This is a genomic window from Dokdonia sp. MED134 (assembly GCF_000152925.2).
In the GTDB taxonomy this organism is placed as follows: Bacteria; Bacteroidota; Bacteroidia; order Flavobacteriales; family Flavobacteriaceae; genus Dokdonia.
Genome location: NZ_CP009301.1, coordinates 2,031,195 through 2,057,995 on the forward strand (window position 1 = coordinate 2,031,195; position 26,801 = coordinate 2,057,995).

Consider the following 26,801-nt stretch of genomic DNA (forward strand, 5'->3'; position numbering starts at 1 on the left):
TTATATGCTACGCTCTATATAACGTATGATAGTCTTTGCTATATCTTTTCCAGTTGCTTTCTCTATGCCTTCAAGACCAGGTGATGAGTTTACCTCAAGTATAAGCGGCCCGCGTTCACTTTGTAGCATATCTACACCTGCTACGCCTAGTCCCATTGCTTTTGCCGCCTTGATGGCTGCATTTTCTTCTTCGTCAGATAGGGTTATAATCTCTGCAGTACCACCGCGATGAAGGTTTGATCTAAACTCTCCTTCTTTTCCTTGTCGCTTCATAGCGCCTACTATCTGCCCGTCTACTACAAAGGCTCTTAAATCTGCTCCCTTTGCTTCTTTGATATACTCTTGCACTATCACGCGCGCTTCTAGTCCATTAAAAGCTTCTATCACAGACTCTGCTGCATTTTTTGTCTCTGCTAGAACAACACCTAGTCCCTGTGTACCCTCAAGTAGTTTTATAATAAGAGGCGCACCTCCTACGTGAGCAATCATCTCTCCTACGTCACGAGAGTAGTTTGTAAAAACAGTTTTTGGTAAGCCCAGCTTAGATCTAGATAAGATCTGAAGGCTACGCAGCTTGTCCCTACTGCGCACAAGCGCCTGTGAAGTAGTGGTGGTAAATGTATTCATCATCTCAAACTGTCTCACAACGGCTGTGCCATAAAAGGTGATTGACGCCCCTATGCGTGGTATGACAGCATCTGCAGTCTCAAGGGTTCTATTTTTATAGAATACCGTAGGGTTTTTCTTCTCTATAATAAGATCACACTTAAGAGGGTCTATGACCTCTACACTGTGACCTCTTTTGAGCCCAGCTTCTTGCAGCCTAGCCGTACTATATAAATTAGGATTACGAGATAAAATTTTTAGATTCATTCTTTTTGAGGTTATAAGACACATCTGTAAGCGAGGTGTCTACTATGAATTTATTGGTAAGGAACTTACGACCTAGAAGTACAGGAAATCGCATATCTTCCCTAGAGGTTAGGGTGAGTGATATTTTATATGTTTTTCCATATACGGTAATCTTGCTCTGCACCTCATAACGATACTGTATCTCTCCATTACTACTGCGCACCGCAGCAATGTCATAATCGCTAAAAGTCATCACTTGGCCATTGTATAAAGGGTGCTTTTTATCAAAAAATGTACAAATAAGGTTATCCTTCTCTTCCACAATGTTATGACAGTGTATGGATGAGGTATAAGCTCCCGTATCGACCTTTACATCGATATCTTGAAGTCCCAATTCCGGAAAGTCTACTTTGTCTGTGCGACCTATTATACGTTTTGGCATATGATAGCAAGGTATAAAATATGCGCTTTCTTTAAGTAGAATTTAACGTGATTTTTTACGCTTTCGCGAAAGCGTAATACCAATCATATACTATCTTTGGGTATGCCTGCTGCTCCAATAGAACTTCAACTCAAGACCCTCCCCACCAGCCCGGGGATATACCAGTATTACGATAAGAATGAAAAATTACTATACGTAGGTAAGGCAAAAAATCTCAAAAAACGTGTGTTATCTTATTTTAACAAAACACACGATAACGGGCGTATACGCACAATGGTGAAAAAAATTTACGAGATGAAACACATCGTCGTAGAGACCGAAACAGATGCGCTACTTCTGGAAAATAGCCTTATAAAAGAGTACCAACCGCGATATAATGTCTTGCTTAAAGATGATAAAAGTTACCCGTGGATTTGTATTAAAAACGAGCGCTTCCCAAGGGTGTTCCCTACGCGTAGATTAATTAAGGATGGTAGTGAGTACTTTGGCCCATACACGAGTATGAAAACGGTGCGTACACTTCTAGATTTAATAAAAAATCTTTACAAATTGCGCACCTGTAACTATGACCTATCCAAAGAAAAAGTAGACGCTGGTAAATTTAAGGTTTGTCTTGAATATCACTTAGGTAATTGCGAGGGGGCCTGCGAAAACAAGCAGTCAGAGCAAGAATATCACGAGCATATAGAGCACATACGACAGATTGTGAAGGGAGATTTTAAGGACTCTCTGGCTCGCTTTCGCGAAAAAATGAAAGCCCACGCCGAAGCAATGGAGTTTGAAGATGCACAGCGCATTAAAGAAAAACTTGACATACTAGAAGGCTACCAGTCTAAGAGTACCGTTGTAAACCCAAAAATAAGTAACGTAGATGTTTTCTCTATTATAAGTGATGAAGGCTACGGCTATGTAAACTTCTTACAGATAAGCCACGGTGCTATTATAAAATCACACACCTTAGAACTCAAAAAACAACTAGACGAAACAGATAAAGAACTGCTAGAGCTAGGTATTATAGAAATACAACAACGTTTTGATCATAACTCAAAAGAGATATATGTGCCATTTCCGGTAGACCTTGGCTCTAGATTTAAAATCACTGTGCCTAAGCTAGGAGACAAAAAACGCATACTAGAACTCTCTGAGCGTAACGCAAAATACTACCGTATGGAGCGTTTTAAACAAACTAAAATTGTAGATCCAGATCGCCATACTAATAGAATTATGGCACAAATGAAAGTAGACCTACGACTTAGTGAAGAGCCTAGACACATAGAGTGTTTTGACAACTCAAACATACAGGGTACAAACCCAGTTGCCGCTTGCGTGGTGTTTAAAAACGGTAAACCCAGTAAAAGTGATTACCGTAAGTTTAATATAAAAACTGTCGAGGGTCCAGATGATTTTGCAAGTATGGAAGAGGTCGTATTTAGAAGGTATAAACGCTTGCTTAATGAAGGAGAACCACTACCTCAACTCATTATTGTAGATGGTGGTAAAGGACAACTATCAAGCGGCGTAAAAGCACTAGATGACTTAGGGCTGCGTGGTAAGATTGCAATTATAGGTATAGCAAAGCGGCTTGAAGAACTGTTCTATCCTGGTGACAGTATCCCGCTATATCTTGATAAAAAAAGTGAGACCCTTAAAATCATACAACACTTACGCAACGAGGCTCACCGTTTTGGTATCACCTTTCACCGCAACCAGCGTAGTAATGCAGCACTCGGAACAGAACTAGATACTATAAAAGGTATAGGTGAAAAAACTATCGTAGATTTACTTAAACATTATAGATCTGTTTCAAAAGTAAAAACTGCTTCAAAAAAGAGCCTTACAGAGGTGATAGGGCCAGCAAAAGCAACAATTATCTATAACCACTATCACGTAAAACAATGAGAAAACTCCTCCTCATCGCAATAACGCTACTCGCCATACCTATCTATGCGCAAGATGTGCCAGAAGGTGATGTAAAAGTAGGTCTTGTGTTAAGCGGTGGTGGTGCAAAAGGACTTGCTCACATAGGTGTTCTTAAAGCTATAGAAGATGCAGGTGTGCGTATAGATTATATTGCCGGTACAAGTATGGGAGCCATCGTAGGTGGTCTTTATGCATCTGGTTATAGTGCTCAACAACTAGATTCTATTTTTACTGCGGTAAATTTTGATAATATCATTCAGGATAATTTACCTCGTAGAGCAAAAACTCCATATGAGCGTCACGATGATGAGCGATATGCTATCACCCTCCCTTTTGACAATTTTAAGGTCTCCCTACCTAGCTCACTTAGTAAGGGACAAAACACCTATAATCTTCTTGTTAAGAACCTTGATCACGTGTCTGATCTTACAGATTTTAGTAAACTGCCCATTCCCTTTTTATGTATCGCTACAGATGTAGAAAATGGAGAACAGGTAGTCTTAGAAGAAGGTTACCTACCGGAGGCCCTAGGTGCTAGTGGGGCTTTACCATCGCTTTTTAGTCCTGTATTGCTTGATGATAAAGTCCTCATAGATGGTGGTGTGGTAAATAATTATCCGGTAAAAGAGTTACGTGATAAAGGGATGGAGATTATCATAGGCGTAGATGTACAAGATACCTTGCGAGGTAGAGATCACCTCAAATCTGCCACAGAAGTACTCTTACAGATTAATAACTATCGCACTGCAAAAGCGATGGAAACAAAAAAGAAGGACACAGATGTTTATATAAGACCCGCCATAGATTCCTATTCTGTGGTCTCTTTTGATCAAGGTCGTGAGATAATAAACCTTGGGGAGACTAAGGCAAAGGAGCAGTTTCAAACTTTACAAGCTATAGGGGTGAGGCAAAAACCGCTTTCGCGAAAGCGTGTTTCACCCACCATAAAAGATTCTATACAAATTGCTACCGTTAGTATTACTGGTAATGAAAAATACACACGTGCTTACGTACTGGGAAAACTTAAGCTCACACCACCGGTTAAAATTTCTTATGAAGATTTTTATAATGGATTAAATAACCTCTCTGCAACCGAAAATTTTGAAAAGATAGGCCACCGCTTACAAAATGTAGCGGGTGAAAAAGTATTGCACTTAGAGCTTCAAGAGTCAAAAAGCACACAATCATTGCGTCTTGCGTTACATTATGATGATTTATATCGAACTGCGGGCCTTGTGAATTTTACAAAAAAAAGAGTTCTGTTTAAAAATGACGTTGCCTCTTTTGATCTTATACTGGGTGACAACATCCGGTATAATTTTGATTACTATATAGACAAAGGTTTTTACTGGAGCGTAGGTCTTAAATCTTCATACACCTCTTTTGAAAAAGGCGTAAATGCCCAACTTTTTGATGCCACAGATGGGGTTTCTCTCGAAGGTATAAATCGTGTTAACCTAGGCTATCAAGATGTATCAAATAGGATATATTTACAAACCATACTGGCAAAACAATTTTCTTTTAATATAGGTGTACAGCATAAGTTTCTTGATGTAGAAACAGAGACTGTACTACCTACTACAGAGGGAGAAACCGCTGTAATCTTTGACAAAAGTCATATGGGTGGGGCTTATTCTCAACTCAAATATGACTCGCTTGATAACAAGTATTTCCCAAACTCTGGAGTGCTATTTGATGCAGATTTTGATGTTTATTTATTTTCATCAGACTATAATAATAATTTTAGTGAGTTTGGTATTGCAAATGCAAGATTTATGTATGCCGCAAGTCTTTCAGATCGCATCACGACAACAGTTGAAGCCGCTGGTGGATTTAAATTAGGTGGTACAAATAATAGGTCACTAGACTTTGCGCTAGGGGGATATGGTGCAAAAAGAATAAATAATATTATCCCATTCTTGGGGTATGATTATTTAAGCATACTAGGTGACGGTTATGTAAAAGCTGTGTTTGATATAGACTATGAGATTTTTCCCAAAAATCATATTAATGTTTCTGCAAATTTTGCAAATGTAGGGTATGACCTTTTTGATAGTACTAAGTCCTGGCTGCCACCTCCAGCTTATTCTGGATATGCTATAGGCTATGGAGCCGAGACCCTACTGGGGCCTCTTATAATAAAATATACATATAGTCCAGAAGTAAAGAGTAGCGAGTGGTTTATAAACCTTGGTTTTGAATTTTAATTTGCGTTAAGGCAATAATGGCAAGGGCTAAGCGTTGTCGTAGTTTTATCATTTTTTTAACGATACCTCAGTAATTTGTGGCACATATCGTGGTTTCTCTTGATACATTGTTTAACCAAAATCATCAATTATGAAAAACCACATCTTCACCCTTGCTATTATTTCAATTGTAACATTAGCTAGTTGTAACTCTAAGTCTAATAAGGAGGAACCGCAACAAAATAATGAGCTTATTGCGATCGCCTCTCCCAGTAATGAACTTACAGAAACTTACTATTATGTAAATGCAACTTCAGGCTTATCTCTGCGCTCTGGTACAAATCTTAAATCAAAAAAACTTCTTGTTCTCCCTTATGGTGCTCAAGTAAAATACTTAAGTACTCCACAACATACAGCAATGACCCTAGGAGGCATCTCTGGCGAGATGGTTGAGGTAAGTTATCAAGGAGCTACTGGTTTTGCTTTTAATGGATATCTCACTACTCTAGCCCCTCCTCAACCTCGAGAGACGGTAAAAGATTATGCAAATCGCATAAGTACAAAAGATCATATAGTAAATGTGGTTACAAAGGCTCATAAAGACGGAGAGGCGTATGGTATGACAACATCTATAGAGTTACCCTCTAAAACTTGGGAGGAAACGTATAAAATCACACAACGCCTATTTAATTTACCAAAAGAAATTCAGCCCAATTTCAATACTAAGGGCTCGGTAACAATTTTGAACAAAGAAAAAAGAGAAAGAACACTTACAGACGAGCTTACTATAAATGTAAGTCCCAAAGGCAAAATACAAAACCTAGCATATGCCTACAATCTTAAAAACTATAAGCGTACGGTTGTAGTAACAAAAACACAGGCTGGATTTCTTATTACAGAAGTAGAAGACTCTAAATAGTGGGTGACAAAATCTAGAGCATAAAAAAGGAGCCATATAGGCTCCTTTCTTATATTAATTTAAAGCGTTTATACTTCTGAAACTCTTAACGTATTTACCATACCCTTCTCTGGTAATGGCATTGCAACGAGATTAATAAGCATATCTCCTTTATGTACAATACCAGTATCTACCGCAAGCTGTCTTATATCTTCTACAGTTTCATCTGTGCTTACAAACTTGTCATAAAATAATGCTTTTACCCCCCAAAGCAAGTTGAGTTGTGTAAGTATGCGCTTATTTGATGTAAAAACAAGTATATGTGAAGATGGTCTCCACGCCGAAATTTGGAAAGCAGTGTACCCACTATTAGTAAGTGTTGTAATCGCTTTTGCATCTATCTCATCTGCCATATGAGCAGCGTGATAACATATTGCTTTTGTAATGTAACGTTTAGTCTTAATGTGTGGTGGTGCTTGTGGCACTTTTATTAAGTCAGAATCTTCTACATTACGGCATATGGACGCCATTTTTTCTATTACTTGTACAGGGTACTTACCTACAGATGTCTCTCCAGACAGCATTACAGCATCTGCTCCATCCATTACAGAGTTTGCCACATCATTTACTTCTGCACGTGTAGGTGTAAGGCTTGAGATCATAGTTTCCATCATCTGGGTAGCTATAATTACTGGTATTCTTGCCTTTTTTGCTCTTAGTACTAATTGCTTTTGTACAAGTGGTACTTCGTGTGCTGGTATCTCTACTCCAAGATCGCCACGAGCCACCATAAGAGCATCACAGTAAGCCACAATCTTATCTATATTTTCTACAGCCTCTGGCTTCTCTATTTTTGCAATAATAGGCACTTTATGATCTGAGTGCTCTTTAATAAGTTTTTGTAATTGCTGTAAATCCTCTGCGTGACGCACAAATGAGAGTGCCATCCAGTCTACTTTAAGCCCTAGCGCAAAAATGGCATCTTTTACATCCTTTTTTGTAAGTGCTGGTAACGATATATTTGTGTTAGGTAGGTTTACTCCCTTTTTAGAACGTAGTGGTCCACCTTGTATCACCTTTGCTTCTACTTCTGTCTTACCGTCTGTTTTAATGACCTCAAACATAAGCTTACCGTCATCTAGTAAGATGCGCTCACCGGCTTTTACATCTCTAGGGAACTGCTTATAATTCATATAAACGCGCTCCTTTGTTCCTTCAAATTCTTTTTCGGTAGAGAAGGTAATGATGTCTCCCGGGTTTACGATTACCTCTTCTTTCATTTTACCTACCCTAAGCTTAGGCCCCTGTAAATCTGCAAGGATAGAGGTGTTAAAACCTGTCTCTTCACTGAGCTCACGTATCATTGCAACGCGCTCCTTAACGTCTTCATAATCTGCGTGCGAAAAATTGATACGGAAAACGTCTACCCCGGCATTCATCATATCGAGTAAAACTTCTCTCTTGCTAGTTGCTGGCCCTAAGGTTGCAACAATTTTGGTTTTTTTTCTTTTCGACATTATTCAAAAATTAAGTGTTCTTTATTTTTTAGTGTGCTTACGTCTACGTCATATGCCGTAACGATTTGCGGTATTTGATTTAAGGTTTTTAAGGTTTTTGCTTTCGCGAAAGCGTTACCATCCTCAATTACTTTTATAAAATAGTCTACTTGTGGTAGCTCTGGTATAAAATAAGCCGTTTTAAGGCTCTGTTGTGACTCAAATAAGCCTTGAGAAAGGTTTTGACTTACCGCCACCTTAGACTTGTTTGAAAACACGTAGTAGTCTATATATTGTTGCTTATCATTAAATTCAAAACAAGGATATCTTGTTGTGCTATCATATTGTGTTAATAAGAGGTCTTCGCGGGTTCTGGATAAGCGAACTTCTAAATTTTTATTAAGTAAATATGCTAGATAATAGGGCTCTAATGAACCGTGTATGGCTATGAGTGTGAAGTCATAACCAATGGAATCTTCTAAAAGAATTTTATACATTCCCATAGTGATAAAGCAAGTGAGAAAGATACAAAGAAGCATCTAAAGCAAGTGGGGGGATATGTAAAACTTACGTAAACGTTTTCGTTAAAATTGGGTGTTTTTTTATGATTTTAAAGGTAATGTAAATGTGACTATGGTTCCTTTACCTTCTTGAGATTCTATACTTAAATCACCGTTGTGGGTTTTTATAAACTCATTAGATAATATAAGGCCTAACCCTGAGCCTTTCTCATTACGTGTTCCTTTTTGAACAGTAGTTTCTGTGAGACTGAATATTTTTTTTCGAAAAGCATCTGTCATCCCTATCCCGTTATCTTCTATTGTAAAAATAAAATCTTGAGCTGTTTTTGAGAACTCTATGACTATGATATCATTGTCATTTGAAAACTTAATCGCGTTAGATAATAAATTTCTTATCACTGTAGCAATCATATTTTTATCGCCCTCTACTGTGCCTTTAAAACTAGATTCTAGACGCACGTTTATCCCTTTTTGCTTTAAATTATCGCTATATACCTTAATTTGATCTTTTGTAATAGCTAGAATATCTAGGGGTATAGGTTCATACTTTATTTGACCTGTTTCTAGCTTAGACCACTTGAGCAAGTTATCTAGTAAGGATATGCTGTTGCGACTAGAATCTTCTAGTGAATCTATAATAGCAGCAGTTTGCTTACTCTTAAACTCTTCTTGCTTTAAAACATCCAAAAAATTTATCACAGAAGATAGAGGGCTTCTTAAGTCGTGAGCTACAATAGAGAAAAATTTATTTTTTGTAGCAACTACCTCTGAGAGTCGTTTATTTTGAGCTGCTATCATTTTGTCCTTACGCTCATAAACGTAAAACTGTATAACTAAAAATAGCATAAAGCCTAGTAAGGCTAAGTACCAGATCAAAGAGGTTATAAACATAACCATACTATTCTCTTGTGGGCGCTTATATGCGGTACTCACTACAAATTTTTTGTTATAAAAATTTACTGTGGTTGATACATATGACTCATCTGGGATGTTAAAGTTTTTAAAGTACTCTGGGTCTTCTGTTTTTGCATAACACTTTTGACCATTATAAGATTTTGCACGGTCAAAGTAATTTCCGTTTCCTGCTTGAAATCTATAGACAAAATCTTCTTTGTTTACATTCTTGTAAACACGATCTATTATAGGCGCAAACTCTGCTACGGTTGTAATATAACCTTTAGATACTCCATTGTCATCTAGTATGCCAAAACCTAACGGAAGACCTACAATACCTTCTATAAGGTTTGTAGGATTTGATGCATAATATTTACTACTACGCATTAAAGTGTCCATCCTACTTATACCAGATTTACCTATGATTTTTTCTAAAGAAGTACCCTCCAAATTTTCAAGGGCAGTCTTTTTCATTGTAAAATCAAATTGAAAAATATGATTTGTGTCTAAGTATGAAATACTAAATGGTGGAGGTATGGATAGATCTCTAAGCTGCATATCTAAGAGGTACTTTATGTCTTCCTCTTCTAGATACTCACCATCTGTGATTTCTATATATGCTTTAATACCAGAGACAAGAGCAGCATAAGTGTTTAAAGAGCTTTGTAACTCAAATGCGGCTCTTTTATTTGCTCTATCAAGTTGTAAGTATTGTGTCTCTTCTTTTTGTTTGGCAATATTTGAAGTTACCCAGTTTACCGCAAGCGCTGTAACTAGTGCGAGTAGTGTAAATACGAGATAATATTTTTTTGGAAACTTCACTGACATAATTATGAGCATTTCTGCTCTAGAACTTAATCTGCTAAGGTAAAGATGATTACGTCGCTAATGTAGTGAAATGATTTATAAATTAAAGTCTACTGTGACTCAATTTCTCGTTGATATGCATAAAATGCGCGTTTTGAGGCTATCTCTTCGGCTTTTTTCTTACTTGTAGCACGTGCCTTAGCAATAATTTTACCATCTATATGTAGACGCACACCAAAGTGCTTTACTGCATCTTGACCCGTATCTTCAAAAGTTTCAAACTTGAAGGTATGTTTTTCCTTTTGACACCACTCTATAAGAACGCTCTTATAACTTATGATCCGCCCTTCTAGTTTTTCAATATCTACATAAGGCTCTATAACTCGCTTTGCTATAAACTTCTCACAATAGCGATAACCGCGATCTAGGTATATAGCTCCCACAAGGGCCTCAAAGAGATTACCGTGTATGTTTGCACCAAAGTTATCTATAGGTATACTAGCCTTCACATATCTTACAAGGTTAAGATCACGCCCTAGCTCATTGAGATGTTTACGACTTACTACTTTAGATCGCATTTTTGTGAGATACCCTTCATTACCTCCTTGTACTTCATTAAAAAGGTGCGCTGCAATGACAGACCCTAGCATAGCATCCCCTAAAAACTCAAGTCTCTCATAATTAAGCGGGTTTCCATCTTCCTTTTTAAGGCCTAGAGATCTATGTGTAAATGCCTTTTCATAAATCGCAAGATTCTTAGGTTTAAAACCTATAATGGACTGCATACGCATAAAAAAACTCCCGTCCTTTTCAGCACGAGAGTTAAATATTTTTTTAAACGTACTCATCTATATATTAAGCGTCTAATTTTTTAAATAATACACAAGCATTGTGCCCTCCAAAACCGAAGGTATTGCTCATTGCAACATTTACTTCTTTTTCTTGCGCTTTGTTAAGCGTAAGGTTAAAAGATGGGTCTATATTTTCATCTACAGTAGTATGATTTATAGTAGGAGGAACGAGACTGTGCTGCATTGCAAGTATTGCTGCAATAGACTCTATAGCTCCAGCTGCACCTAGTAGGTGACCTGTCATAGATTTTGTAGAATTAATATTAATATCTGCGGCGTGCTCACCAAAAACTTTTGAAATAGCCTTAAGCTCTGCAACATCTCCTAGAGGTGTTGATGTACCGTGGGTGTTAATGTGGTCTACATCTTCAGGGCTTAAACCTGCATCTCGTAAACAATTAAGCATCACTCGCTCTACACCTATACCGTCTGGATGTGGTGCTGTCATATGATAAGCATCACTTGACATACCTCCACCTAGAACCTCTGCATAAATCTTTGCACCACGTGCTTTTGCGTGTTCATATTCTTCTAGTATTAATGCTCCTGCTCCCTCACCTAGTACAAAACCATCTCTGGTTGCATCAAAGGGTCTAGAAGCCGTCTCCATATCATCATTTCTGGTAGATAAGGCGTGCATTGCATTAAAACCTCCCATACCTGCTGGTGTAACAGCAGCTTCACTTCCTCCAGTTACAATAATATCACAATGACCTAAACGTATATAGTTTAGAGCATCTATCATCGCATTTGCAGAAGACGCACAGGCAGAAACCGTTGTATAGTTAGGCCCCATAAAACCGTGCTTGATAGAAATATTACCAGGAGCAATATCTGCAATCATTTTTGGGATAAAGAATGGGTTGAACCTAGGGGTACCGTCTCCAGCACCAAAGTTTAGAACTTCGTTTTGAAAAGTCTCTAGACCACCTATACCGGCTCCCCATATAACCCCAACTCTAAATTTATCAACAGAGTCAAGGTCTATGCCCGCATCATTGATAGCCTCATCTGAGGCTACCAATGCGTACTGAGCAAATCTGTCTAGCTTACGAGCTTCTTTCCTATCAAAGAAGTCGAGAGCATTAAAGTTTTTAAGTTCACAAGCAAACCTCGTTTTAAACTTTTCTGCATCAAAATAGGTGATGGGCGCGCACCCGCTTTTCCCTGTAGAAAGTCCTTCCCAGTATTCCTGAATATTATTTCCTATCGGGGTAAGTGCACCAAGTCCGGTAACTACTACTCGCTTTAACTCCATATGTAGGGACTTATTTAGCCTCTTCTATATAAGATACTGCTTGACCTACGGTCGCAATATTTTCTGCTTGATCATCTGGAATCTGGATATCAAATTCCTTTTCAAACTCCATAATGAGTTCCACTGTGTCTAGTGAATCAGCGCCTAGGTCGTTTGTGAAGCTTGCTTCAGTTACAACTTCGTTTTCGTCTACTCCTAATTTGTCTACGATAATCGCTTTTACTCTTGATGCAATGTCTGACATAATTTTCTAATTTAAATTTTTATTTAAGTCGCAAAAATAACAAACTTTACGGTTAAACAAGTTTGCAACTCAAAAATGTGAAGGTAATTTACGGAAATATAAAAGAAGTTCCTTTCTATAACCTTCAAATAGTTACTAATATTTCTTTATTTCGCACCCACAACAGCAACAAGAAAAATGAAACGAATTGTGATTTTTGCCTCGGGTAACGGTACAAATGCCCAGCGTATTATAGAGTATTTTCGGGATTGTACGGATGCACAAGTCGTGCAAGTACTTACTAACAACCCGCGTGCCAAAGTTTTAGACCGCGCCACAAAGCTAGATGTACCCGCATTAAGTTTTAACAGAAAAGCTTTTTATAAAAGTGATGATGTACTGCATTTACTCACTGCAACAAAGCCAGATCTTATCGTTCTTGCTGGCTTTTTATGGCTTTTTCCAGAAAAAATCATTTCGGCATTTCCAGATAAGGTCATAAACATACACCCTGCGTTGCTACCTAACTTTGGCGGTAAAGGGATGTACGGAATGAATGTGCACGAGGCTGTTTACGCTTTCGCGAAAGCGGAATACCTTAAGAATCCCACTCAAAAAATTCACACAGGCATCACCATACACAAGGTAACACCCGAGTATGATAAGGGAGATTTCTTATTTCAAGCCAAAGTTGAAGTCACTCCAGAAGACACCCCAGAAGCAATTGCCAAAAAAATACACCAGCTAGAATACACGCACTTTCCAGAGGTAATCGCAAAGTTCTTATCTTAGAGAGATGGCAAAAAAAGAAAAATTCTACGTGGTCTGGGAAGGTAAAAAACCTGGAATCTATACATCTTGGAAAGATTGCAAGGCAATGATTACCGGTTATGCTGGGGCAAAATACAAGAGTTTTGACACCTTTGCTAAAGCAAAAACCGCTTACAATGGAGACTATAATGACTTTAAAGGCTCCTCAAAAAAGAAAAAAATACTCACCGCCGAAGAAAAAGCAACATACGGCGAGCCTAACCTCTACTCTATAGCGGTAGATGCGGCAAGCTCTGGTAACCCAGGCGTGATGGAATATCGTGGGGTAGATACTCAAACAGTAAAGCAACTCTTTCACCAAGGTCCTTTTAAACAAGGGACTAATAATATAGGAGAGTTTCTAGCCCTTGTACACGGGCTGGCATACTTAAAAAAGATAGGTAGCGACCGTCTTATATATAGTGACTCCCGTATAGCAATAGGCTGGGTAAAAAAGAAGCATTGCAAGACTAACCTCAAACAAAGTCAAAAAAACAAAGATGTTTTTGACCTCATCACACGGGCAGAGCAGTGGCTTAAAACAAACACCTATACAACCACCATCGTAAAATGGGAAACCAAAGCCTGGGGAGAAATTCCAGCAGATTTTGGAAGGAAATAAGTATGATTATGAACACAGAAAAAAAGAGAATATATACGATGGCAATTTCGGCTTTTCTTACCACGCTGGTTATAAGAAACTGGGATGCTTTAAAAAGTTTTATTGCCAGTTTATTTGTATAATTTAATTTAAAATTTTCGCGAAAGCCGTCTCCTTAAAGTTGAGTTGTCAAACATTCAAAACCGTATATTTGCACAAAAATTATAGATGAGTAAATTGGTTATTGTTGGTTCTTGCGCTTTTGATGCTATAGAAACACCTTTTGGAAAAACAGATAAAATTATTGGGGGAGCTTCTCCTTATATAGGACTTGCTGCGGCACAGTTTGATAATGTTGATCCAGCCATCGTAGCCGTAGTAGGTGATGACTTCCCTCAAGAGTATCTTGATTTTCTTGCAGAGAGAGGTATTAACACAGACGGTATAGAGGTTGTAAAAGGTGGTAAAACATTTTTCTGGAGTGGTAAATATCATAACGATATGAACTCTAGAGATACACTAGCAACAGAGCTTAATGTACTAGCAGATTTTTCTCCTAAGGTTCCTGCATCTCATAAGGAAGCACCTATTGTAATGCTAGGTAACTTGCAACCACAAGTACAACTTAGTGTTATCGAGCAAATGGATGTAAAGCCTAAGCTTGTGATACTAGACACAATGAACTTCTGGATGGATATCGCGCTTGACGAGCTTAAAACTACGCTCAAAAAAGTAGATGTTATTACTATAAATGACGAGGAAGCACGCCAGTTAAGTGGTGAGTACTCTCTTGTGACTGCTGCAAAGAAGATTCACGAGATGGGGCCTAAGTATGTAGTCATTAAGAAGGGTGAGCACGGAGCACTTATTTTTGAAGGTGATAAAATGTTTTTTGCGCCAGCACTGCCACTGTCTGACGTTTTTGACCCTACGGGAGCTGGAGATACCTTTGCAGGAGGATTTGCAGGTTATATTGCACAAGCAGGAGACACTTCTTTTGAAACAATGAAGACGGCTCTTATATATGGCTCTTGTCTAGCATCCTTTACTGTAGAAAAATTTGGAACAGAGCGATTACAATCTGTAACCCCAGAAGAAATCAAAGAAAGATTGCATCAGTTTAAACAACTTGTTCAATTTGATATAAACATAAACGACTAAATCCTGCGCTCCAATTTTCTGGAGCGCTTTTGTTTTATAAAGCTATGAGTGACGCTATTAAGCACGAATGTGGTATTGCAGTAATAAGACTAAAAAAACCACTAGAATTTTATAAAGAAAAATACGGTACCGCTTTTTACGGTGTAAACAAGATGTACCTTATGATGGAAAAACAGCACAACCGTGGTCAAGACGGAGCTGGTTTTGCCAGTATAAAACTAGATGTTGCTCCGGGTGAGCGTTACATCTCAAGACAGCGCTCTACGGCACAACAACCCATACAAGATATTTTTGCAGAGATTAATGGGCGTATCAATACCCTTATGACAGCAAATCCAGATAAAAAGGATGACGTAGCCTGGCAAAAAAGTAATGTCCCTTACATAGGTGAGTTACTATTAGGTCACGTGCGATATGGCACCTTTGGAAAAAACAGTGTAGAGAGTGTACACCCTTTCTTGCGTCAAAACAACTGGATGCACCGTAACCTCATAGTTGCGGGTAATTTTAATATGACTAATGTAAACAAGCTTTTTAACAAGCTCGTGTCATTAGGACAGCACCCTAAGGAGCAAGCAGATACCATCACAGTGATGGAAAAAATAGGTCACTTCCTTGATGATGAGGTAGCAAAACTTTACAAAAAACTAAAAAAAGAAGGCTTTAATAAACAACAAGCCTCACCTCAAATTGCAGAGCGCCTTAAGGTGGCAAAAATTTTACGCCGTGCTTCAAAAGATTGGGATGGCGGTTATGCAATGGCAGGGCTTCTAGGTCACGGAGATGCATTTGTACTAAGAGATCCAGCAGGTATACGTCCTGCGTATTATTTTGAAAATGACGAGGTAGCCGTGGTAGCAAGTGAGCGCCCAGTTATACAAACAGCCTTTAACGTGCCTTTTGAAGAGGTAAAAGAGCTAGATCCAGGTGCCGCAGTTATTGTAAAGAAAAACGGAACGCTTACAGTAGAGCAAATTTTAGAACCGCTTACGCGAAAAGCTTGTTCCTTTGAACGTATCTATTTCTCAAGAGGCTCTGATGCCGAAATATATAAAGAGCGTAAAATGCTAGGTCGTCTTCTTATGCCTCGAGTATTAGAAAGTATAGATCACGATACAAAAAACTCTGTTTTTTCATTTATACCTAACACTGCCGAAACATCTTTTTACGGGATGGTAGAAGCAGCACAAGATGAGCTCAATAGACAAAAAGGACAAAAAATTCTCGCTGCAAAGGGAGACCTTACAGAAGCACAGCTCACAGAGATTTTATCACAGCGACTACGTACCGAGAAGATAGCTATAAAAGATGCAAAGCTTCGTACATTTATTACAGAAGATAGTAGTCGCGATGATCTAGTAGCACACGTTTATGATGTGACCTATGGAGTAATAAAGCCGGAAGACAAGCTAGTAATTATAGACGATAGTATCGTGCGAGGTACAACTCTCAAAAAGAGTATTATCAAAATGATGGCTCGTTTAAATCCAGCCAAAATCATTGTAGTATCAAGCGCCCCTCAGATTAGATACCCAGATTGTTATGGTATAGATATGGCGAGACTTGAAGATTTTATTGCCTTTAGAGCAGCTATAGCTTTACTTAAAGACAATGGCAAGGAAGATCTTATAGATGAAGTATATAAACAATGTAAAGAACAAGTAGATCTTAAAGATAAGCACGTTAAGAACTATGTAAAGCGTATTTACGAACCATTTACACAGCGTGAGGTTTCTCAAAAAATAGCAGAGCTTCTCACAGATGACACTGTAAAAACCGAAGTGGAAATTATCTATCAAACGGTAGAGAGTTTACACGAAGCTTGTCCAGAAAACCTAGGAGATTGGTATTTTACCGGAGACTACCCCACAAACGGTGGACACCGTGTGGTTAACAAAGCCTTTATAAACTTTGTAGAAGGAAATAAAGAAAGAGCCTACTAACGGCCTTCTTAATTAAATCATAAATTGCTCAAAAACTGTGTATTTCGTCTAAAAATTGAGTTTTTTGTCTAAAAATTGCATCATACTTAAAAAATGACTCTTATATTAGCAAAGCCATAGCATAAGTAGGTTAAGTTAATGGTAGATTTGGGGCAAAAAAAGGTGGATCTTTCCACCTTTTTTTATGCGCAATCTTTACATAAAGTGATGTAGTCAATTTCTTATTAAAGGATTTTATCACATCTCATTATAAACTCTGCTAGAGTAAGATGCTCTTAAAAAGTTAAGACATAAAAAAAAGGTCCATTCTGATGAATGGACCTTTTTAATTTATATAAACTATCGCTTATTTGTTTTGAGCATATAGAGCGCTTACTTTTTCCCAGTTTATTACATTAAAAAATGCATTTACATAATCTGGACGTCTGTTTTGATAATTAAGATAGTATGCGTGCTCCCATACATCAAGCCCTAAGATAGGAGTTCCTCCACAACCTACTTTAGGCATAAGTGGGTTATCTTGATTAGGTGTTGAGCATACCTCAACTTTTCCACCTTCGTGCACACATAGCCAAGCCCATCCTGAACCAAACTGTCCTCCTGCTGCAGATGAGAACTTGTCTTTAAAAGACTCAAAGTTTCCGTAAGCTGCGTTTATAGCCTCTGCAAGTTCACCCGTAGGCTCTCCTCCACCGTCTGGAGACATAACTTCCCAAAAAAGTCTGTGGTTATAAAAACCTCCACCATTGTTACGTACAGCAGTGTTAGACATATCTAGGTTAATAAGTATATTTTCTATAGTCTTACCTTCAAGGTCTGTTCCCTCTATGGCATTGTTAAGTTTATTTGTATATCCAGCGTGGTGCTTGCCGTGGTGGATCTCCATAGTCTTTGCATCTATGTTAGGCTCTAGAGCATCTTTTGCATATGGTAATTCTGGTAAGGTAAATGACATTTCTCTTTCGTTTTTGGTTAAACTTCAATTCTGATTTTAACAAAGTTACATAAAGTAAGGTATTCTTTATGTTATAGAATTCTTATAAATAGGTGTACGCTTTCGCGAAAGCGTAATAAAACACAACAAATTAACGCAACCGTTTAGAAAATAAAGGTCTTATAAACATAGACATTCATTTTAGGGGTATTATAGGTGTCTATATAATTATTAGGTTGAGGTTTGACAAAGCCACCTTTATGGGTGGCTTTTTGCTATCTTAGTGCTATGACCGAAAAGAATACATTTATTGTGCTCAATGCCTCTGCAGGATCTGGTAAAACATATAGTCTTGTAAAGCAATACATCACTACGCTTCTTAAAAGTAAGGATCCCAATAAGTTTAGACATTTACTTGCAATCACTTTTACAAACAAGGCAGTTGCCGAGATGAAAAACAGAGTGCTCGAAACTCTTAAAGCCATAGGTGATTATAAGCAGGGTGATAAACCAGATATGCTAGATGATCTGGCTAGCGCTAGTAACTTGCCGGTAGATGAGGTGGTGCATAAATCAAAGGAGATTCTCAATAGAATTTTACATAATTATGCTGCTTTTGATATTGTTACGATTGATACACTTACGCATAGAATTATACGCACCTTTGCAAAAGATCTTAATATCTCTAGCAGTTTTGAAGTGTCTCTAGATCAAAAAACGCTCAGCGCACAAGCTGTAGATGCTCTTGTTGCAAAAGTGGGTGTAGACGACACCATTACTAAGGTACTCGTAGATTTTGCTCTTGAAAAAGCAGATGATGATAAGAGCTGGGACATAAGTAGAGATTTACTAGAAATTGCCTCGCTATTACATAATGAAAATGATCTCAAGGCGCTAGAACTTCTTAAAAGCAAATCATTATCAGACTTTGATGAGCTTGCTACATTTCTTAACACTCAAATTAAGTCTCTGGCTAGCAAACAGCAAGAAATGGGTGAAAGTCTTTTAGACTTTATACACACATTAGGTCTAGATCAAAAAAGTTTTGCCAGCGGCTATTACTATAAGTTTATAGTACAAGTGGCTAGTGGCATAAAAGGTCTAAAATATTCTGGCTCGGGTTATAAAGACAATATCGAGGAGTATGCATTTTACACAAAGGGACAAAAAGATGATATAAAATCTATAATAGATGCAAATAGAAATCGCTTTGTAGACGACTTTTTAAAACTAAAATCTCTTGCCTCGCAGCAAAAGAAGTATGAGGCTTTTCGCTCTAAGCTTATACCTCTTTCTGTTTTACACCTTATTAAAAAGGAGCTCGACCTTATTAAGGAAGAAGAAAATGTATTGCTCATATCAGATTTTAATGCCCTCATTTCAAAATCGCTTAAAGACCAACCTGCTGCATTTTTATATGAGCGGCTCGGTGAGCGATATACAAATTACTTTATAGATGAGTTTCAAGATACCTCTGTGATGCAGTGGGACAATCTCGTCCCACTTATAGATAATACGATAAGTAGCGCCTCTAGTGATGAAGTAAGCAATTCTTTATTACTCGTAGGTGATCCAAAACAAGCTATATATAGATGGCGCGGTGGTGAGGCAGAGCAGTTTATTGCTCTTAGCCACCAGATTAATCCTTTTACTACAGAGGCTACCGTGGCTCGTTTAGATACTAACTATAGAAGTAATGAGTCTATTATCCATTTTAATAATAGTTTTTTTACACACCTTGCCGTACACTTTGATAATGAGCTCTATAGTGAGATTTATAAAACAGATAATGCACAAGGCACAACTAGCAAAAAGAATGGGTATGTATCTCTAGAGTTTATTGATTATGAAAATAATACCGAAGCAGATCTACTCTACCCTGAGCGCATTCTAGAAATCATAAAGAACGTCACTTCACAAGGCTATTTACATAGTGATATTTGTATACTTACCAGAAGTAATAAACACGGTACACACATTGCTCAAGTTTTACAAGAGGCAGGTACAGAGGTTGTCTCCTCAGAGAGTTTACTTATCGAAAATTCTCCTACCGTGCAGTTTATACACAACTTTATCACAATGCTTTCTTTTCCAAAACAGTTAGAGTATAGACTTGCTGTACTTTACTTTTTGGGAGCACATTATAATATAAAAGACACCCATAATTTTTACAGTACTCATACGGCTAGCACATTATCAGAATTTTTAGAGCAGCTCAAAGCTTTTGATGTTTTTATACATCTCGATTACTTAAAAAACCTCTCTCTTTATGAGTATATAGAGTACGTTATACGCTCCTTTTACTTAGCTCCAATATCTGATGCATATGTAGTGGCATACCTCGATCTGGCTTATAATTATGCTCAAGCACACAGTGGTGGTGTTTTAGGTTTTATAGACTACTGGGAAGAAAAAAGAGAAAAAGCAAGTATCGTAGCACCAGCACAAGACAATGCTGTGCAGATAATGAGTATTCATAAATCAAAAGGGCTTGAGTTTCCAGTAGTTATATATCCTTATGCAGACTCAGACTTGTATCGCACTCGTGGCGAGCACCAGTGGTTCCCTATGGAAAATGAAGATATTAATGGTTTTAACACTTTAATGGTCCCACATAATAATGCGCTTAACGATTTTGGAGAGGCAGGTACTGCTCTTTTTGAAAAAAGAAATAATGAGCAACAATTTGACACCATTAATGTTTTATATGTGGCGCTTACTAGAGCTTCTGAGCGGTTATACGTGTTATCACGCTTTCGCGAAAGCGTAAAAAAAATAGGTTCATATAGTGACCTTTTTATCGATTATCTTCAAAACAACAATTTGTGGAATAACGACCAGCGAGAATATAGTTTTGGCAGCAAAACAGCCGCTATTAAAAAAAACAAAACTTCTGATTATCAAAATTTTACACCCACCATTCGGTCTACAGCCAAAGAAGAGTTAGGTATACAAATAATTACTCAGGCTAGTTTTTTATGGGATGAGAAAAAGCAAAATGCAATTACTTACGGTAATCTCATACACGAGTTAATGGCCGCTGTTACAAACCACAATACGATTACAGCCGTAGTAGACGATGCTGTGCGCCACGGTATCATACCTCAAGAAAGCCGAAAGGTTATGACGGGCATAATGAATCAGGTTGTCTCACATCCAGACCTAAAGTTATTTTTTGAAGAAGAAAACACCGTTTATAATGAGCGTATGATACTGGCTAGTGATGGTCGTTTTTACATACCTGATCGTGTTGTAGTTACTCCAGACGGAAGTACTATGATTATAGACTATAAAACGGGTGCCCATAACGACTCTTATGCAAAACAACTTGCAACCTACGCCGGGTTATATCAAGAGATGGGTTATGACGTAACTCATAAACTGCTTGTTTATATAGACAGCACGATAGAAGTAGTCGCGGTTTAATACCTTTGTAAAAAACAAACACATATGTACGGTAGTATACAACAACATTTACAAAAAGAACTTGCAGAAATTAAAGATGCAGGACTCTATAAAAAAGAGCGTATTATCACATCTCCACAAGACGCGGTAATCAAAATTTCTACAGGAGAAGAGGTTATAAACTTTTGTGCAAATAACTATCTAGGGCTGTCATCACACCCAGAAGTAATACAAGCTGCAAAGGACACTATGGATACTCACGGTTTTGGGATGAGTTCTGTACGTTTTATTTGTGGTACACAAGACATACATAAAGAATTAGAGCAGCGTATTGCGAAATTTTATGGAACCGAAGACACTATATTATATGCTGCTGCATTTGATGCAAATGGTGGTGTTTTTGAACCGCTACTAGGTAAAGAAGATGCTATCATATCTGACTCGCTTAATCACGCTTCTATTATAGACGGTGTGCGCTTATGTAAAGCTGCGAGATATCGCTATGCAAATAATGATATGGCAGATCTAGAAGAGCAACTTAAAAAAGCAAACGAAAATGGTGCTCGCCACAAAATTATAGTTACAGATGGTGTGTTCTCAATGGACGGTCTTGTTGCTCCACTAGATGAGATTTGTGATCTAGCAGATAAGTATGACGCTCTTGTAATGATAGATGAATGTCACGCTACAGGTTTTATAGGTGAGCGCGGTATAGGTACGCTAGAAGAAAAAGGTGTTTTAGGTCGTGTAGATATTATTACTGGTACATTAGGTAAGGCACTAGGTGGCGCAATGGGAGGATATACAACTGCAAAAAAAGAGGTTATAGAAATACTACGCCAGCGTAGTCGTCCTTACTTATTTTCAAATTCTCTTGCTCCAGCCATTGTAGGTGCTTCAATAAAAGTCTTAGATTTATTAGAAAAAGACACTTCTTTACGAGATAAGCTAGCAGAAAACACAGCATATTTCAAAAAAGGAATGAAAAAAGCTGGTTTTGACATTATAGATGGAGACTCGGCAATTGTGCCTGTAATGCTCTATGATGCAAAGTTATCACAAGATATGGCAGACGCACTTTTAGAAGAAGGTATATATGTGATAGGCTTCTTCTTCCCCGTGGTACCAAAGGGAAAGGCACGTATTCGTGTACAATTGAGTGCGGCTCATTCTATTGAACATCTTGATGCTGCGATGGCGGCTTTTACAAAAGTAGGAAAAGATTTGAAAGTAATTTAAACGGTCCTTACCCCCTGTTTGTAAGGGAGGTTTGGAAAAATTTAGTACTTTTAGCTTTGTTGATTAATTTTAACAACTTACTTTTGTCGGTAATTAACACTTAAAATTTAAGACTAAACAATGAAACATCTTAGCAGATTTTTAGTTGCAGCACTTATGATTCTTGCTTTAGGATCAGTGAATGCACAAGACGCAAACAATCCTTGGGCTATCTCAGTCGGAGCAAACGCAATTGACACATACCCAGTAGGTGACGCAATTCGTGAGGCTGGTACTAACCTTGAAATGAGAGGAAACTTATTTGAAGAATTTTATAATGTTGAAGATCACTGGAGCATCGTACCTTCAGTTTCTTATGTAAACGTTTCTCGCTACTTAGGGGATGGTTTCACATTTGGAGTATCTGGTTCATTAAACAGAATTGACAAATTAGGAGATTCAAGACCAAGAAATGAATTACAATACTACGGAGCTGACGGAGATTTCTCTTATAGCTTAAGAGACCTTATCAATGGTGAAGGTGGATGGTTTGATCCTTCTCTTTCTGTTGGTGCTGGTTATACGTGGGTAGAAAGTTCACTAGACGGTGAGTTAGGTGGATTTGGAACTGCAAATGCTGCTGCCGGAGTTAAAATTTGGTTAGGAGAAAACTTCAATATTGGTTTACAATCTAAATATAAGCACGCTTTTGAAGATGACGGAATCAAGCACTTTCAACACGTTGCTGCTGTAGGTATTGTTTTCGGAGGAAAAGATACAGATGGTGATGGAATATATGACAAAGATGATGCTTGTCCAGAAGTCGCAGGTCTTCCTGAGTTTGACGGATGTCCAGATTCTGACGGTGACGGTATCCAAGATTCTAAAGATGCTTGTCCTACTGTTGCTGGTTTAGCAGAGTTTGATGGTTGTCCTGATACAGATGGTGATGGTATTCCTGATCCTAAGGATGCTTGTCCTACTGTTGCTGGTATCGCTGCTTTAGGTGGTTGTCCAGATGCAGATGGTGATGGTATCAAAGATGCTGATGATAATTGTCCAAATGAGGCAGGACCACGTGCTAACAACGGATGTCCTTACCAAGATAAAGACGGTGACGGTGTATTAGATAAAGATGATGAGTGTCCAGACGTTGCAGGAACTGTAGCAAACAATGGATGTCCAGAAGTATCTGTAGAAGTTCTTAATGACCTTAACGTTGAGACTAAAAAAGTACTTTTTGATTACAACAAAGCATCAATCAGAACTGAATCTTATGCGACTCTTGATAAAGTAGCATCAGTAATGATGGAGTACCCAACAACTCGTTTCCTTATCGAAGGTCACACTGATGATAGAGGACGTGATGCATATAACTTAGACCTTTCTGACCAGAGAGCTGCTTCAGTAAGAAGCTACTTAACAGGAAAAGGAATCCCAGCGTCTCGTTTAGAGTCTAAAGGATTTGGTGAAGCTAGACCAGTTGCTTCAAATAAAACTGCTGCTGGACGTCAAGAAAACAGACGTGTTGAGCTTTCTATTCTAGAGCAATAGAAATAAAATAAGATTTTTATAATCTTAAAAACGCCTCGCAATTGCGAGGCGTTTTTTATTTTAGACTATGCAAAGTTTTATAGACGTAGTACTAGAAGAGGAAAGTGTAACAGATACAGATAATCTCATATTTATTTTACCTAGCCGAAGAGCTGGTAATACACTTAGAAAGAAAATAGCTCAGAGAGCACATAAAACTTCATTTGCTCCACAAATTTTCTCTATTGAAGAATTTATATCTCATATAACAGGATTAAAATCTGCGAGCAATGTAGACTTAATATTTAATCTCTTTGAAAGTTATACAGAAGTTGTAGAGAAGGAAAAGCTGGTAAGCTTCCAAACTTTCTGTGGCTGGGCTCAATCTATATTGAGTGACTTTAATGAAATAGATCGGTTTTTGCTGGATCAAAAAAAAGTCTTTAACCACCTTAAAGATATAAAAGAACTATCAGATCATTGGTCTTCATCTACAAATGAGATAGTTGTAAATTATATAGACTTCTGGAACAACTTGCTTGAGATTTACACAGTCTTTTGCGAGAAATCACTTCATACTGATGCTGTCCATCAAGGGTATATTTATAGACAAGCTGTAGAAGTTATAGAGCATTACATATCTTCCTCTACTCAGGTAAGACACGTTTTTCTAGGCTTTAATGCGCTTAATACTGCAGAACAACAAATTATACAGGCCATACTAGCCTCAGGAAATTCGGAAATTTATTGGGATACAGAAAAGTCATTTATTAAAAACCCATATCACGAGACTAATCTCTTTATAAAGAAATACAAGCGAGACTGGGCATATTACAGCGCCAATGACTTTTCTTGGAGCTTTGATAATTATAGTACTTCAAAAAATATAAATACTTATGCCTGCTCACAAGATGTCCTACAGGCCAAAACTCTAGGAACTATTCTTGAAAAAACATCTCAAGACGCACTTTCCAAAACTGCTATCATTCTAGGAGACGAGGCATTATTATTACCTGTACTTAACGCACTACCTACACACATCCATAAAGTAAATATTACTATGGGTATTCCAATAGGTAAAACCCCAACAGCTTCATTTTTTGAGCAACTTCTTAGTTTAAAAAAAAATCCACAGACTAACGGGTACTATTACAAAGATGTTTTAAAAGTACTACGCAATCCCATTACTCAGGCATTACTAAAAGAAACAGCCACAACATTACAACAAGAGATTATATCTAAAAACCTCATTTATATCTCTACAGGTGTATTACTAAATACTGTTAACCAAGAGCACCTAAATATTGCCAAGACCTTATTTTTAGAGTGGAATGATAACCCAAAACTCGCCGTATCAAATTGTCTTCAAATCATTAGTGACTTAAGAACTATATACGACGAAACTCAAAATAGTTTACAAGTAGAGTATCTCTATGGGTTTTATGTAGCTTTTAATAAGTTAAAAACACTTATGGAAGTAAGAGAGCATATAAGTGATATCTCAACATTTATCCTCTTTTATCGTGATATTATTTCTTCAGAAACTATAGATCTTAAAGGTGATCCAGATCAAGGTTTACAAATTATGGGAGTCTTAGAGTCTCGTGTGCTAGATTATGATCACGTAATCCTCACCTCTGTTAATGAGGGAATACTACCTTCTGGTAAGAGCCAAAACTCCTACATACCCTACGATCTTAAAAAGCTATATGATTTACCTACATATTCAGAAAAAGATGCAGTATATGCTTATCACTTTTACCATCTTTTACATAGGGCTTCTACTGTAGATCTATTATATACAACTCATAGTAGCGGACTAGGAAGTAGTGAGCAAAGTCGTTTTATAAGACAGATAGAAGAAGAAGGAATTCATAACCTTACTAAATATACAGTTACACCTGCATCACACAGTACAAGCAAAAAGTCGCAAGTGATAGCAAAAACACCAGAGGTGGTTACAAAATTATCACAGTTTCTCAAAAGAGGCATATCTCCCTCTGCACTCACCACCTATTTACGCAATCCAGTGCTATTTTACGAGCGCTATATTCTCGGTATAGATAGTAGCGATGAGGTAGAAGAAACCGTTGCAGCAAATACAATGGGTACCATAGTCCATAACACCCTTGAGGAACTCTATAAACCACACATAGGTATTATACTTACAGAAGATATTTTAAAAAATCTCATTAAAGGTATTGAGCAAGAGGTACGTAATCAATTCAAATCAGAATATGGTCTAACTCATATACAAGAAGGTAAAAATAAGATCATCTACGCGGTTATATGTCGCTATGTCCACAATTACCTCAAAAGAGAGATATCCTTGCTTAAAAAGGGCGATACCGTTATAATACAAGCGGTAGAAGATGATTTACGTGATATATCCCTCACAGATACTATTACTCTAAGAGGTAAGGTAGATCTTGTAGAACAACGCAACGGTCACCTCAACATTATAGATTATAAAACCGGTAAAGTAACACAAACCGATCTCAACTTAAAGTCTTATGAAGATTTGCTTCTGCCTGAAGGTAAATTTGAAAAAGCATTCCAAGTGCTTATGTATGCATTTATGCTTCACAAAAAGAAGCCTCTTCAGTTTCCCGTAAATGCGGGAATAATATCTTTCAAAAATCTACAGTCAGGCTTTCTACCATTTAAATACAATAGAAACCAAGAGATCACAGCAGACACCCTTTTGGAGTTTGAGGCCGTTTTAAAAAGATTGGTAAAAGAAATATTAGACCCTTCTATTCCCTTTACAGAGAGGTAGTTTACGCTTTCGCGAAAGCGTACTAAAAACATATAAAAAACCCATCAATATGTATTGATGGGTTTTTAT

At 37.7% G+C, this 26,801-nt stretch carries 20 protein-coding genes; 11 read left to right on the plus strand and 9 right to left on the minus strand.

Features of this window, described 5'->3' with window-relative positions:
• Together rimK and MED134_RS08910 are read right to left on the minus strand one after the other, a co-directional pair.
• The gene (gene rimK, locus MED134_RS08905) at window positions 1-873 is read right to left on the minus strand and encodes a 30S ribosomal protein S6--L-glutamate ligase (protein WP_038598070.1); all 873 of its coding nucleotides are present in this window, start codon (window positions 871-873) and stop codon (window positions 1-3) included.
• On the minus strand, window positions 848-1,294 hold the full coding sequence (locus MED134_RS08910) for an ATP-dependent zinc protease (RefSeq protein ID WP_035326121.1): 447 nt from the start codon (window positions 1,292-1,294) through the stop codon (window positions 848-850). Before MED134_RS08910 ends, rimK begins: the two co-directional genes overlap by 26 nt.
• 102 nt (window positions 1,295-1,396) lie before the next feature.
• Here MED134_RS08910 and uvrC point away from each other — a divergent pair, with 102 nt between their 5' ends.
• From uvrC to MED134_RS08925, 3 genes are all read left to right on the plus strand, one after another.
• Window positions 1,397-3,193 carry an excinuclease ABC subunit UvrC gene (uvrC, locus tag MED134_RS08915; protein ID WP_038598073.1) on the plus strand — a complete coding sequence of 599 codons (1,797 nt, stop codon included), beginning with the start codon at window positions 1,397-1,399 and terminating at the stop codon, window positions 3,191-3,193.
• Window positions 3,190-5,421 (plus strand): patatin-like phospholipase family protein, encoded by a 2,232-nt coding sequence (locus MED134_RS08920; protein WP_038598075.1) that lies wholly within the window; start codon window positions 3,190-3,192, stop codon window positions 5,419-5,421. The genes uvrC and MED134_RS08920 overlap by 4 nt, the downstream gene beginning before the upstream one ends.
• A gap of 130 nt (window positions 5,422-5,551) precedes the next feature.
• Window positions 5,552-6,319, plus strand: coding sequence for a hypothetical protein (locus tag MED134_RS08925; protein WP_038598077.1), 768 nt, complete (start codon window positions 5,552-5,554; stop codon window positions 6,317-6,319).
• 68 nt (window positions 6,320-6,387) lie between these two features.
• Here the strand turns inward: MED134_RS08925 and pyk are convergent, their stop codons facing one another.
• The 6 genes from pyk to MED134_RS08955 form a co-directional block, all read right to left on the minus strand.
• On the minus strand, window positions 6,388-7,815 hold the full coding sequence (gene pyk / locus MED134_RS08930) for a pyruvate kinase (protein WP_038598079.1): 1,428 nt from the start codon (window positions 7,813-7,815) through the stop codon (window positions 6,388-6,390).
• The gene (locus MED134_RS08935) at window positions 7,815-8,297 is read right to left on the minus strand and encodes an IPExxxVDY family protein (protein ID WP_038598081.1); all 483 of its coding nucleotides are present in this window, start codon (window positions 8,295-8,297) and stop codon (window positions 7,815-7,817) included. Before MED134_RS08935 ends, pyk begins: the two co-directional genes overlap by 1 nt.
• 99 nt (window positions 8,298-8,396) lie before the next feature.
• Window positions 8,397-10,037 (minus strand): sensor histidine kinase, encoded by a 1,641-nt coding sequence (locus MED134_RS08940; RefSeq protein WP_158407708.1) that lies wholly within the window; start codon window positions 10,035-10,037, stop codon window positions 8,397-8,399.
• An 89-nt stretch (window positions 10,038-10,126) separates the two neighbouring features.
• On the minus strand, window positions 10,127-10,864 hold the full coding sequence (gene rnc / locus MED134_RS08945; RefSeq protein ID WP_038598085.1) for a ribonuclease III: 738 nt from the start codon (window positions 10,862-10,864) through the stop codon (window positions 10,127-10,129).
• A gap of 7 nt (window positions 10,865-10,871) precedes the next feature.
• The gene (fabF, locus tag MED134_RS08950; RefSeq protein WP_038598087.1) at window positions 10,872-12,125 is read right to left on the minus strand and encodes a beta-ketoacyl-ACP synthase II; all 1,254 of its coding nucleotides are present in this window, start codon (window positions 12,123-12,125) and stop codon (window positions 10,872-10,874) included.
• Window positions 12,126-12,135: 10 nt separating this feature from the next.
• Window positions 12,136-12,369, minus strand: a complete 234-nt coding sequence (locus MED134_RS08955) for an acyl carrier protein (protein ID WP_013750595.1) — start codon at window positions 12,367-12,369, stop codon at window positions 12,136-12,138.
• A 177-nt stretch (window positions 12,370-12,546) separates the two neighbouring features.
• Between MED134_RS08955 and MED134_RS08960 the strand changes: the two genes are divergently transcribed.
• The 4 genes from MED134_RS08960 to MED134_RS08975 all read left to right on the plus strand — a co-directional run bounded on the left by MED134_RS08960 (window position 12,547) and on the right by MED134_RS08975 (window position 16,863).
• The gene (locus MED134_RS08960; RefSeq protein ID WP_038598090.1) at window positions 12,547-13,140 is read left to right on the plus strand and encodes a phosphoribosylglycinamide formyltransferase; all 594 of its coding nucleotides are present in this window, start codon (window positions 12,547-12,549) and stop codon (window positions 13,138-13,140) included.
• A gap of 4 nt (window positions 13,141-13,144) precedes the next feature.
• Window positions 13,145-13,780, plus strand: coding sequence for a viroplasmin family protein (locus MED134_RS08965; RefSeq protein WP_038598092.1), 636 nt, complete (start codon window positions 13,145-13,147; stop codon window positions 13,778-13,780).
• Between the two features lie 207 nt (window positions 13,781-13,987).
• Window positions 13,988-14,920: a PfkB family carbohydrate kinase gene (locus tag MED134_RS08970; protein WP_035326150.1), complete on the plus strand. Its 933-nt coding sequence runs from the start codon at window positions 13,988-13,990 to the stop codon at window positions 14,918-14,920.
• A gap of 44 nt (window positions 14,921-14,964) precedes the next feature.
• Complete coding sequence (locus tag MED134_RS08975; RefSeq protein ID WP_038598094.1) at window positions 14,965-16,863, plus strand: amidophosphoribosyltransferase; 1,899 nt, start codon at window positions 14,965-14,967, stop codon at window positions 16,861-16,863.
• Window positions 16,864-17,209: 346 nt separating this feature from the next.
• Here the strand turns inward: MED134_RS08975 and MED134_RS08980 are convergent, their stop codons facing one another.
• Window positions 17,210-17,818 carry a superoxide dismutase gene (locus MED134_RS08980; RefSeq protein ID WP_035326152.1) on the minus strand — a complete coding sequence of 203 codons (609 nt, stop codon included), beginning with the start codon at window positions 17,816-17,818 and terminating at the stop codon, window positions 17,210-17,212.
• A 267-nt stretch (window positions 17,819-18,085) separates the two neighbouring features.
• Here MED134_RS08980 and MED134_RS08985 point away from each other — a divergent pair, with 267 nt between their 5' ends.
• The 4 genes from MED134_RS08985 (at window position 18,086) to MED134_RS09000 (ending at window position 26,732) form a co-directional block, all read left to right on the plus strand.
• The gene (locus MED134_RS08985) at window positions 18,086-21,223 is read left to right on the plus strand and encodes a UvrD-helicase domain-containing protein (RefSeq protein WP_038598096.1); all 3,138 of its coding nucleotides are present in this window, start codon (window positions 18,086-18,088) and stop codon (window positions 21,221-21,223) included.
• A 24-nt stretch (window positions 21,224-21,247) separates the two neighbouring features.
• Window positions 21,248-22,441 carry a glycine C-acetyltransferase gene (gene kbl, locus MED134_RS08990; protein ID WP_038598098.1) on the plus strand — a complete coding sequence of 398 codons (1,194 nt, stop codon included), beginning with the start codon at window positions 21,248-21,250 and terminating at the stop codon, window positions 22,439-22,441.
• 120 nt (window positions 22,442-22,561) lie between these two features.
• Window positions 22,562-23,974, plus strand: a complete 1,413-nt coding sequence (locus tag MED134_RS08995; protein WP_038598100.1) for an OmpA family protein — start codon at window positions 22,562-22,564, stop codon at window positions 23,972-23,974.
• A 67-nt stretch (window positions 23,975-24,041) separates the two neighbouring features.
• On the plus strand, window positions 24,042-26,732 hold the full coding sequence (locus MED134_RS09000) for a PD-(D/E)XK nuclease family protein (protein ID WP_038598102.1): 2,691 nt from the start codon (window positions 24,042-24,044) through the stop codon (window positions 26,730-26,732).
• Window positions 26,733-26,801: the final 69 nt, after the last annotated feature.